Raw genomic sequence first — 11,803 nt, 5'->3', positions numbered from 1 at the left:
GGCATCTCTTTTTAAGTTCCGCAATACGTTTGAAAAGTAGTTCCGTCTTCAGGCGGATTCACGTATTCTTCTTGTTCGACCGTATATGCATAAGGGTTTTCTAGAACTTCAAGTAGCTTCATAAACGGATGCATATCTCCAGTTTCAGCTGCCTGTAACGCCTCTTCTACCCTATGGTTTCTCGGAATGACCGATGGATTATGTTGCTTCATCAATAACTCTACTGCTTGCGCGTCTTCTGACTGACGTTGCAGTCTATCAACCCAACGCTTTTTCCACTCAAGAAAATCGGGCTCGTCGAACCATTCTTCTTGCTGTCCAAGCGTCAACGAACGGAACGTATTTGTATAGTCAGCTTGATATTCTTTCATGATAGTCAGCAAATCTTTTACCAATGTTTCATCGGCTTCCTCTTTATTGAACAAACCTAATTTAGACCTCATACCCGTTAACCATGCCGAGCCGTAAATCATGGCGAAATTGGAAAGTTCATTCTCCGCCAGCTTCACTGCTTCCGCTTGTTCTTCGTGAAGCAATGGCAACAGTGTTTCGGCAAAACGAGTCAGATTCCACTCTGCTATACCGGGTTGATTGCGATAAGAGTAGCGTCCTTGCACGTCAATTGAGCTAAAGACGGTTTGCGGGTCATAGCTATCCATAAACGCACACGGTCCATAGTCAATCGTCTCGCCGCTAATTGCCATATTGTCCGTATTCATCACACCATGAATAAAGCCGGTAAGCTGCCAGTTCGCGATCAAAGATGCCTGACGCTTTATGACGTTTTCAAGTAATGCTACATATGGTTGTGGCTCTGATTCCACTTCAGGATAATGGCGTTGAATTGTGTAATCTGCAAGAGCACGTAAATCTTTGACTTCTTGTCTGGCTGCCGCATATTGGAATGTACCAACACGTAAATGACTTGAAGCAACTCTTGTCAACACGGCACCTGTCAAAGCCGTTTCACGTAAAACAGGCTCCCCCGTTACCGTGACGGCTAAACTGCGTGTTGTGGGGATATTCAGACCATGCATCGCTTCGCTAATCAAATACTCACGTAACATGGGTCCGAGGGCCGCACGTCCGTCACCACCGCGCGAATAAGGTGTCCTTCCTGATCCCTTCAATTGAATATCCATCCGTTGTCCTTCTGGCGTCAACTGCTCACCCAACAGCATGGCACGCCCGTCACCTAGCATGGTGAAATTACCAAATTGATGACCCGCGTAGGCCTGAGCAATTGGTTCTATTCCTTTTAGTTTTTCATTTCCAGAAAAAACAGCGATCGCTTCTTCCGAATGCAATTGTTTTTCATCGAGTCCCAGCGATAACGCCAGTTCATCATTAGTCAGAACCAGTTGCGGTGAGCTGACGGTATTTGGTTCCACTACTGTGTAAAATGTTTCCGGTAATTCACGGTAACTGCATTCAACATTCCAGCCGATGTTCGGGTTACGTTTCATCTGTTCTTCTTCCTTTCCATATGCTGCTCTAGTATGAATCACTTTTATTTTTCGTGCACTATTTTACTTAATTTACTTTCTATATCAGATGCATGTATTGTATCATTTCGGTTAGAGGTCAGCCAAAGCAATCGAATCACTGACATCCCTTCAAACAGCCCGTACTATTGATCAACCATCCTATTTGGAGGTGTGGCAGAGCAAACTACGAGCCAGTATGATCATAAAAAAGCTATCCTAGACATCACTTGGTGTCGAGGATAGCTTTTTCAAGATACTTTTGCGAGTGAAAATCCTCTACCGAGAATTTCCGAAGCATTTAGAAAGACGACAAATGCCTGAGGTTCTTCCTCTCTTAAGATCTTCTTCAAGTAAATTGCTTCCGATTGCTCAACCACACATAGAATCATGGTCTTTTCCTGATTGGAAAAGCCACCTACCGAACGAACTTTAGTCAATCCACGATCAATCTTCTCCTTGATAATCGTCTGGATATGTTCTTCATGATCCGTAATAATCAATACTAGTTTAGATTGAGATGTTTGTAACTGTACAAAGTCAATCACCTTACTCGTCACAAAAATCGCCATCATCGCAAATAATGCCAACTCCAGATTAAATACGATAGCGGACGCAATCACAACCAATCCATCCACGAATAATTGCGCATACCCACTAGACAGACCCGTGTACTTCTTAACAACCTGAGCCACTGTCGCAAGTCCTCCAGTTGATCCATTTCCCCGGTAGACTATGCCAAGCCCTACACCTAACATAATTCCCCCATAGATTGCTGACAATAAAGGATTATCAATCGTTGAAGGAATATCGGCAGTCAGCCAAATGGTTAGCGGTACAAAAAATGTTCCCACTAATGTTTTTAGACTAAAATCCTTACCTAGAAGCACAAGACCTATAAAAAATATCGGGATATTAATAAGCCACTGCACAAAGGCGGGTTCAAATCCATACATCTCATACAGAATGGTACTAATACCAGACACCCCCCCTGCTGCGAGTCTTGCTGGTAAGAAAAATATATTGAAAGCCAAACCGACTAACATGGATCCGATCATAATCCAAACATATTCAATCAGTAGCTTTTTTCTCGGTGAACGGGTCTTCATTTATAAAACCTCCCTATCTTGATGAGCTAAAAGCACTTTTGCTATTTTACATCATATTGTAAGCGGTGAATAGCCTATCCGTAGTTTATAGGCATAAGTGATCCCTTCTATGCATCTACTAGTTTCGATAGTAAATTCACTTGGAAGGAAGCGATGTATTGAAATTAACACCGTTTATTGATCCACTACCTATTCCACAATATCTAACTCCACTCGAGAGGCATAAATGCTTCTCGTACTTTGAAATTGGGATGAAGGAGTTCTTCCACGAATTTCATTCAGAGCTGACCCCAACAAAGATTTGGGGATATGAGGGGCAATTCCCCGGTCCTTTAGTAAATGTAAACAGCGGCGAGTGTGCACATATCAAGTGGAAGAACGAACTACCCGATAAACATTTCCTACCGATTGATAGAACACTCCACGGTTCAAGCGAACATATGCCAGATGTTCGTACAGTGGTGCATTTACACGGAGCGGAAGTAGAGCCCGAAAGTGACGGACATCCTGAAGCATGGTTTACGAATAACTATCATACAGTGGGTCCAGTATTTGACTCTACCGTTTATAAATATAATAATAATCAGCGTGCCGCTACACTTTGGTACCATGATCACGCAGTCGGCATTACCCGTTTAAATGTCTATGCGGGTCTCGTTGGCATGTATATTATTCGCGATGAAGAAGAACGCAAACTAAAACTTCCTTCCGGGGCGTATGAAATTCCATTAATTATCGCTGATCGCGGCTTTAACGAAGACGGCTCCCTTTTCTATTCAGACACAACTACTGTAAGACCAGGACCTGTACAGCCTGGATTGACATTCCCGCATCCATCCGTCACACCTGGTGAAGCGTTTGAAAACATCACAGTTAACGGTAAGGTCTGGCCCTACCTAGAAGTAGAGCCAAGAAAGTACCGATTCCGCATATTGAACGCCTCAAATGAACGCTTTTACAAAATGAACTTATCAAACGGACAAAAAATTATACAAATCGGCTCAGATGGTGGGTTATTGGAAACGCCTGTATATATGGATGCGTTAACGATTGCACCCGCTGAACGGATGGATGTAATTATTGATTTTTCTAAACTGGCACCCGACGATACGGTCGTATTAGAGAATACTGCAGCCACACCATTTGATTTCCCACCGCCAATAGGCACTCTCCCTGACCCTGAAACCGATGGACAGATTATGCAGTTTAGAGTGGTTGAATTAACAGGACCAGATACAAGCAAAGTTCCCGCTATACTCAGCAACATACCTAAACTACGGGAATGTGACGCCGCCCAAACACGTGACATTACATTGGATGCAGACATCGATGAATATGGTCGTTTAAAGTTCTTGTTTAATAATAAAGGTTTCATGGAACGAATCGATTTCAAGCCTAAACTGAATGATACAGAGATCTGGCGCATCATCAACACGGCGGGCGCAACGCATCCTATACACATCCACTTGATTCAATTCCAGATTCTCGACCGTATTCCCTTTGACGCCCAAGGCTTCACGGCGAATGGCTTACTTAGTTTCACGGGTCCTCCTGTACAACCTGACGTTAATGAACGAGGCTGGAAAGACGTCGTTCAATCTCCGCCTGGATTTGTGACACGAGTCATTATGCGTTTTGCTCCATTCACCGGTCGCTATATGTATCATTGTCATATTTTAGAGCACGAAGATCATGATATGATGCGTTCTTTCGAAGTAGTGGAGCGCAAATGTGGTTGCAAAAATAACTGCATATGCAAGGAACATAAACCAAAACGTAAATGTGAGTGCAAGAAGAATTGCAGATGTCACGGCAAGTGTACATGTAAAAAAACCTGTACTTGCAGGAAAAAGAAATCAAATCACCCATCGAAAGAAGAACGTCGTCATAAAAAGTGTCCTACGTGTCCTCCTTGTTCTGAGACGTATCGTTGTGAATGTGAATAATGAAAATGAGCCCCGCGAGATATTTTAATCTCGCGGGGATTTTTAGGCTTCTATCAAATAATCATAGAGTTTATTTTCTACTGGATGTTCCATTACCATGTTCATATGGACTACTGGCAAACGCTTTCCTTTACCGTCTATCATATAGTCTTCCGCAACACTTTGCTGGTCAGGTAGGCCTTTACCCAAATAATAGAAGTCTGTTCCCTCGTCGTCATCTTTCTTCACGAATAGATGAATATCTATATCCTTTTCCTTAGCCTGAATAATAGTTTGTACTTCATTCGATCGCAACGTTCGGTTACTGCGTGTATACCATTTGAATAACTCAGGATTGATGAATTCATCACCGTAATCCACACTTGCTTCTACTTCTCCATGCTTATGATACGTTACGAATATAGGACAAGTTCCATGTTTCGTTTTATAACCATACATCGTCGAGCTTTCGTCCGCCTGCCAATTCAATAATTTACATACATCTTTACGTGAGTATTTGGCATGCAGCGTTAACTTGTGAGCGCAATCGTATACTCTCGACTTTTCCTTCGCACTGCGCAACACGTCTGCAATTAGAGATACTACGTACGAATCCTGTTCAATACTCTGTTGGATTTTTTCGTTAAATGTGAACACTTGGTTATGATCCATCGTAATAATCGCTTGATTTCCGTATTTCTTTTGGGCATTTTGTGTGAAAAACGATAAGTCATAGATTCGCGTGACGGATTCGATCGTATCATCATCAACTTGACAGCCTGTAGACTTCAGCTCGTAGATGAATTCGTCCAAACGAACTTTGCCCTTATTGAGCAACATCTCGGCTAGCACTACTTCATGAATCCGTTTGCCATTGATCAATTCCAGAGAGAACATCGTTAATATCTGACTTTCATATGGTGTGATCGTTGGAATAGGATCTTCTGTAGATTTAACTTTCATTAGAAAATCAAAGTAATTATTGTGTTTGCTTATAATAACGACTGGATCGATAGAGTGCTGTTCGATAAAATCATATAGATAAGGCACTTTACCAATTTTATTCCTCAGATCCTGATACGCATCTTTCAAGATTTTCATAGACGTTAAATTACTGCTATTGATTGCGTTGAAAATACGCTTCTGTGCAACTTCCTCAAAATTGATTGTCGAGACACCCTTGATATAACTAGTATCTTTCATATTTCGTCGAACATTATCTTTATTCATCGAACGGTCACCAGACAACGCAATTGGAATCAAATAGTTATTCGCATAGTTTCCGATAAAATCAATGACCGTAACAAATGGCTTATCTTCATCTTTACGCAGTCCTCGCCCTAGTTGTTGAATAAAAATGATACTGGACTGTGTTTGTCTAAGCATGACCACCTGATTGATACTTGGGATATCGATACCTTCATTGAAAATATCCACAGTCAGTATATAATCGAGTTCTCCTTTTTCTAGCTGAACGACTCTGCGCATGCGCTCATCATACGAATCATCACCCGTTAATGCTACGGTTCTATAGCCACGCAAATTTAGTTCTCTTGATAATTCAAGTGCCTCTTCTTTTCGGCTACAAAACATCAAGCCCCTCACTTGATCACCTGCATGACTATAATAGGAAATTTTTTCAATGACATGCTCTACACGTTCATTCGTTACCAATTTAGAAAGAACCGTGTGGTCACCAATTAACTCACCGTCTATTTCAAAATCCGTCACTCCAAAATAATGGAACGGACACAACATATCTTCTTCTAGTGCTTCCTGAAGACGGATTTCATACGCAATATTATAATCGAAGAGCTCGTATATGTTGAAATCGTCTGTTCGTTCAGGTGTCGCGGTCATCCCCATTAGAAACTTGGGTGTGAAATAGTTGATCACACGTAAATAGCTCGTCGCACCCGCTTTGTGTACTTCATCAATCAAAATATAATCAAAGTCTTCCGGATTAAAGTCCCGAAGATTTTCAGGCTTAGACAATGTTTGGATACTCGCAAACACATACTTCCTACCCGATTGCCGATTCGCTCCGACATACAATCCAAAATCTTCGTCGATTCCCCCGAGTACTCGCTTAAAGTCTTGCATAGCTTTCATCAAGATTTGCTCTCTATGCACAATAAACAGCATACGTTTCGGTGCAAATTTACGAACATCAAAAGCGGATAGATACGTCTTTCCTGTACCCGTTGCCGAAATGACCAGCCCTTTATTCTGACCGTTCGCACGCACCGCTTCAATATTCGCCAGAGCCGCCTGTTGCATTTTATTTGGCGTAATCTCTAACGCCTGTTCAATTGCATTGGTTTGATAGGCCGATGGATGCTCAAATACTTGAGCCGCGCTTGTCCGATCTGCATGTTCTTGATAAACCGTTTCATAGTGTTCAATCCACTCTTCAGTTAATACATTGGCATCTGACCATACATCCTCAAACTGATCTTTAAAATGATAGACGATCTCCCCATCACGATGTGACGTCAGTTTCACATTCCACTCATAATTCACTTGTAGCGCATGGGCCGTTAAGTTTGAACTACCTACGATTAATGAATATTGATCACCTTGTTGAAAAATATAACCCTTTGAATGAAAGCCTTCCTTTTCAGTAAGACGTACTTCTACATTCGGAATGTTTAGAAGCTCACGAAATACTTTTGGCTGATTGAAATATAAGTAAGTAGACGTAATGATTCGGCCGTTTACGCCCCGTTTATGTAAATCGTAAAATAAAGATTTAAGTGTAGCCAATCCGCTTTCCGTGATAAATGCCACTGAAAATAAGAATTGGTCACAGTGTCGAAGTTCATCCTGAATCGAGGATAGCACCGTCGTATTCTTTATTGAATTATTCACCAATAGCTCCGGTTTATAACTGTCACTCTGCTTATGTTCTTTATTCACAAACCCCTTGTGCAAAGACGCTTCCAGCTGCCGAATAAAATCTCCCATCCCACAGACACCTCTCTCTTCATGCTATTGATTTTCCAATTTTTCAATCGCCGGTATATCCGCAGGTGCCCACTCCAGCGTATGTAACTGATCTTTTGCAATCCAACGTAATTCCGCATGTTCTGTCGCCACAGGCTTTCCTTCTACGATCTTCGACATGAATGTTTCTAATCGAACAATGACTTTTTCGTACTCATATGTAGTGTCTTCTACTGCTTCTCCTACAGTAATGGTGCAACCGAGTTCCTCTTGAATTTCACGTCGCAAGGCTTGCTGATGTGTTTCCCCCTTTTCAATTTTGCCTCCAGGGAACTCCCAATAATTCGGCAGTGTCATCGTAGGACTACGAAGTGCGGCTAATACTTCACCTTTCTCGTTTTCAATCACCGCTCCCACTACATGCACATTTTTCTTCATGCGTTCCGACCTCCAGTTTATTACCCACCCATTTGGGATCCATTATACCATCAACCATTATAAATTGAAGAAGGCTTCCCATGTTTCACTCTGCATTAAATCAGGAATACTTAACTATGGACTACACTATAATGAAACAAAGTGGAGGTGTGGAAATGAAACAAAAGAAACCTTCTGCGCTGTTACGCATAGCTATTGTTATCACCTACGCAATCATGATCACAGCTAACGCATTGGCCAATATCCTTCCTCTAAATGGACAAACGACTGGTGAGCTATCGGATAAATACGGAAATCTATTTGCGCCGGCGGGATTTACGTTTTCTATTTGGAGTCTGATCTACTTACTGTTATTATTCCATGTTATCTATCAACTAGGCTTTTTCCAAAAGAATAAAAATCCACAACTTCTAAGTCAAGTAGGCATATGGTTCTGTATCTCTTCTGTATTGAATGCATCGTGGATTTTCTTATGGCATTATGAATATCTGTTACTTTCCGTTATAGTCATGTTACTCATGTTGCTGACATTAATAAGAATCAATACCCTCACATTTAATGCTTCACTGACTAGAAGAGAAGCGTTCTTCATAAAGCTCCCGTTCAGCATCTATTTCGGATGGATTACTATCGCTACGATTGCAAACATTACCGCTTTTCTCGTTTCTATTGAGTGGGACGGATTGAGTTTATCTGACGTCACATGGACGATTATCATTTTATTCGTCGGAGCTGCTATCGGAATTCTAACAACGATCCGACGCCAGGATATAGCCTACGCACTTGTATTGATTTGGGCATATTACGGGATATATTCTAAGCACACTTCAGAAAGTGAATTTAATGGAGAGTATCCTTCTATTATCTTATCTATCATAATCTGTTTGGTGCTCATAGTTTTGTCTATTGTACTCGTTGCAGCAAAAAAGCTTCGCAAATAAAAAGCGCAAAGGAGCAGGCTATTGCCTCTTCCTTTGCGTCAAATAATCATGCCATCAGGTCGTGTTATCATACAATACCCAATACTTACATACTACTACAAAAACTTATCGTGATGTTTTTAACAGCCTGTCCAATCGGGGACGATTAAATCGTTGCACAGGTCAACCGATATACTTTGCTAGGGAATAATTGATTCAAGTTATGATTTCAACTATGCTTCCAGCCATAAATCCCCTTTAAAAAACTCTATTAAACCCTCTGCGCGTCAGAGTTAATTGGTGTTATCTAACCTTGTCCTGCCTGCACCAATTACGTGTACTTTTATCATTTTCTTTATCTCCCCACTTCTATTGTCAAATAACATATAGTTCGAGAAGATATATCCAATAAAAAATTCCACAACTAAAGAGCCAGTGTTTTTTAAAACTATGTGAAAAGTCTTTGCCCTGACCACTTAAATTTATTATAAATTGACTCTTTTTAAAGTATCAGATTTCCTTTATTCTAAATTTACTACTTTTTAGGTGAGGAAGGTTTAGGCCATGCAAAAAACACATAGCTATCCGGCACAACGAACGAAGACGTTTGATCTAATACTGACATCCATGCTTGCATCACTCGTATTCGTCGCTACTCTTTTACTTAATATTAAACTACCTCTTGGAAACGGCGGACTAATTCACCTTGGAACCTCCATGTTGTTCATTGTCTCCATTTTATTCGGACCGAAGAAAGGTATGATTGCTGGAGCTGTCGGAATGGGCTTGTTCGACTTGGTTAGCGGGTGGGCTCTATGGGCACCTATTACTATCCTAACACGCGGCTTGCAAGGTTATATCGTAGGTAAAATCGCTTGGTCAAACGGTCGTAAAGGAACGAGCTTCAAGTTCAATCTACTCGCCATGCTAGCTTCCATACCATTCACTATTGCTGGCTATTATATCGGAGAGAGTATTCTATATCACAGTTTGATCATCCCGCTTGCTTCCATTCCTGGTGATTTGGTCCAATGTGCAGTGGGAATCGCCATTGCTATACCGGTTTGTGCGATGTTGAAGAAGGTTTCAATGTTTAAATAAGTAATTTCCTCTGCCAAATAAATGAGCAGAGGATTTCTCTTTTAGCTTATAATTTAAGATTGGCATTAGAAAATAACATTCATTAATTGTTAGGGTAATGCCTAGGAAAAATTAGTACAACCTAGGGTTCCACCAAACATCAAGACGTACTTGAACTCCTGCAACACGCTAATTATACGAAAGAGTACAACAAAAAACGCACTACTACGACATACATCGTAGTAGTGCGTTTTAAATTTTAAACTATCAGTTATGAACGGTTTCTTTCTCCAGCTCATTTTCTGTTAGCTTCAATATCTTGGAAGTAGAAGCATGCATGTCCTTCAATAATTCAGGATGCTCTGCTAATGCTTTTCCGTATGAAGGAATCATTTCTTTCAACTTTGGCTCCCAATCGCTTACTTGTTCCGGGAAGCACTTGTTAATCAGATCCAGCATAACTGCTACTGCAGTTGATGCTCCTGGAGAAGCTCCAAGCAATGCTGCAATGGAACCATCCTGATCCGTTACAAGCTCTGTACCAAATTGAAGCGTACCTTTGCCATCTGGAGTATCTTTGATGACTTGCACGCGTTGACCTGCAGTCCATAGATCCCAATCTTCGCTTTTCGCGTCAGGAATAAACTCGCGCAGTTCATTGATACGTTGTTCTTTTGTTTGTACTACTTGTTCTACCAAGTATTTAGTCAACGACAGATTTTTTGCACCACATGCAAGCATTGTCGTAAGGTTATTTGGTTTCACGGAACCAATAAGGTCCATCATGGATCCTTCTTTCAAGAACTTCGGTGAGAAGCCCGCGAACGGTCCGAATAGTAAGGACTTTTCTCCATCAATATAGCGAGTATCCAAGTGTGGGACAGACATTGGTGGTGCACCAACTTTTGCTTTTCCGTATACTTTCGCGTGATGTTTTGCAATTACGTCTGGATTTTTACAGACCATGAAGACACCACTGATCGGGAATCCACCGATATGCTTACTTTCAGGAATACCTGTTTTCTGTAGCAATGGAAGACTTCCGCCTCCGCCACCAATGAAAACAAATTTAGTTTTATGGAATTCAAGCTTGCCATCTTTGTTATTCTTTATTTTTAATTCCCATTCGCCATCACTTGTACGTTTGATATCTTCTACTTGATGACCGTAGTTTACATCAACGCCCACTTTTTGCATATGCTCGATTAACATACGAGTCAATGCACCAAAGTTTACGTCTGTACCTGTGTCAATTTTCGTTGCAGCAATTGCTTCATCGACAGCACGGTCTTTCATGATCAACGGAATCCATTCTTTTAGTTTTTCCGGATCTTCGGAAAACTCCATTCCTTCGAATAGTGGATTTGCTGTCATAGCCTCAAAGCGTTTCTTCAAATACGTCACATTGTCTTCACCTTGTACAAGACTCATGTGTGGCAGTGGCATAATAAATTGCTCAGGGTCTTTAATCAAATTTTTCTCTACTAGATGTGACCAAAACTGCATGGATAATTGAAACTGTTCATTTACTTTAACCGCTTTGGTGATATCTACAGTCCCGTCCGACTTTTCGGAAGTATAGTTCAGTTCACACAATGCTGCGTGCCCTGTTCCCGCATTATTCATCTCATGCGAGCTCTCTTCCCCTGCTTTATCTAATTTCTCAAATACCGAGATTTTCCAGTCAGGCGCTAATTCTTTTAGCATCGTTCCTAGCGTTGCACTCATAATTCCGGCACCAATTAATATAACATCTGATTTAGTTTGTCTATTACTCATTTTGACCTTCCTTATATGTGAAATTTACAGAAACGTAAATGTTCCTAAATAAGGCGTCACAGCCTACATGGCGCGTACTAGGAGCATTTATTCTGTCTCAGTTTAACCATACATCTACTACT

The 11,803-nt window shown here is 41.1% G+C and carries 8 protein-coding genes; 3 read left to right on the top strand and 5 right to left on the bottom strand.

The features are described 5' to 3' along the window. Positions 1–11 precede the first annotated feature (11 nt). A complete protein-coding gene (locus CSV67_RS04215; protein ID WP_099630389.1) occupies positions 12–1,466 on the bottom strand; it encodes a protein adenylyltransferase SelO in 1,455 nt (484 codons plus the stop codon). 269 nt (positions 1,467–1,735) lie between these two features. Then, positions 1,736–2,593, bottom strand: a complete 858-nt coding sequence (locus CSV67_RS04210) for a YitT family protein (protein WP_099630388.1) — start codon at positions 2,591–2,593, stop codon at positions 1,736–1,738. A gap of 158 nt (positions 2,594–2,751) precedes the next feature. Between CSV67_RS04210 and CSV67_RS04205 the strand changes: the two genes are divergently transcribed. Continuing rightward, the gene (locus tag CSV67_RS04205; protein WP_099630387.1) at positions 2,752–4,539 is read left to right on the top strand and encodes a multicopper oxidase family protein; all 1,788 of its coding nucleotides are present in this window, start codon (positions 2,752–2,754) and stop codon (positions 4,537–4,539) included. Positions 4,540–4,581: 42 nt separating this feature from the next. Here the strand turns inward: CSV67_RS04205 and CSV67_RS04200 are convergent, their stop codons facing one another. Both CSV67_RS04200 and CSV67_RS04195 read right to left on the bottom strand, forming a co-directional pair. Next, the gene (locus CSV67_RS04200; RefSeq protein ID WP_099630386.1) at positions 4,582–7,485 is read right to left on the bottom strand and encodes a DEAD/DEAH box helicase; all 2,904 of its coding nucleotides are present in this window, start codon (positions 7,483–7,485) and stop codon (positions 4,582–4,584) included. A 24-nt stretch (positions 7,486–7,509) separates the two neighbouring features. Next, complete coding sequence (locus CSV67_RS04195; protein ID WP_099630385.1) at positions 7,510–7,902, bottom strand: (deoxy)nucleoside triphosphate pyrophosphohydrolase; 393 nt, start codon at positions 7,900–7,902, stop codon at positions 7,510–7,512. Positions 7,903–8,057: 155 nt separating this feature from the next. Between CSV67_RS04195 and CSV67_RS04190 the strand changes: the two genes are divergently transcribed. Together CSV67_RS04190 and CSV67_RS04185 are read left to right on the top strand one after the other, a co-directional pair. Continuing rightward, positions 8,058–8,843: a TspO/MBR family protein gene (locus tag CSV67_RS04190; protein ID WP_099630582.1), complete on the top strand. Its 786-nt coding sequence runs from the start codon at positions 8,058–8,060 to the stop codon at positions 8,841–8,843. A 543-nt stretch (positions 8,844–9,386) separates the two neighbouring features. Continuing rightward, a complete protein-coding gene (locus CSV67_RS04185) occupies positions 9,387–9,923 on the top strand; it encodes an ECF transporter S component (RefSeq protein WP_099630384.1) in 537 nt (178 codons plus the stop codon). Positions 9,924–10,169: 246 nt separating this feature from the next. On the opposite strand, the gene CSV67_RS04180 is transcribed toward CSV67_RS04185, so the two are convergent. Beyond that, positions 10,170–11,681, bottom strand: a complete 1,512-nt coding sequence (locus CSV67_RS04180; protein ID WP_099630383.1) for a malate:quinone oxidoreductase — start codon at positions 11,679–11,681, stop codon at positions 10,170–10,172. Positions 11,682–11,803 lie beyond the last annotated feature (122 nt).

It is taken from the genome of Sporosarcina sp. P2 (genome assembly GCF_002743255.1).
GTDB lineage: Bacteria > Bacillota > Bacilli > Bacillales_A > Planococcaceae > Sporosarcina.
Note: the sequence above shows the minus strand (reverse complement) of the source record. Positions and strands in the feature narration are given on the sequence as shown.

Bases quoted from the DNA above. Each gene is read 5' to 3' on its own strand.
- CSV67_RS04215 (WP_099630389.1), bottom strand. From the start codon at position 1,466: ATGAAACGTAACCCGAACATCGGCTGGAATGTTGAATGCAGTTACCGT.
- CSV67_RS04210 (WP_099630388.1), bottom strand. From the start codon at position 2,593: ATGAAGACCCGTTCACCGAGAAAAAAGCTACTGATTGAATATGTTTGG.
- CSV67_RS04200 (WP_099630386.1), bottom strand. From the start codon at position 7,485: ATGGGAGATTTTATTCGGCAGCTGGAAGCGTCTTTGCACAAGGGGTTT.
- CSV67_RS04195 (WP_099630385.1), bottom strand. From the start codon at position 7,902: ATGAAGAAAAATGTGCATGTAGTGGGAGCGGTGATTGAAAACGAGAAA.
- CSV67_RS04190 (WP_099630582.1), top strand. From the start codon at position 8,058: ATGAAACAAAAGAAACCTTCTGCGCTGTTACGCATAGCTATTGTTATC.
- CSV67_RS04185 (WP_099630384.1), top strand. From the start codon at position 9,387: ATGCAAAAAACACATAGCTATCCGGCACAACGAACGAAGACGTTTGAT.
- CSV67_RS04180 (WP_099630383.1), bottom strand. From the start codon at position 11,681: ATGAGTAATAGACAAACTAAATCAGATGTTATATTAATTGGTGCCGGA.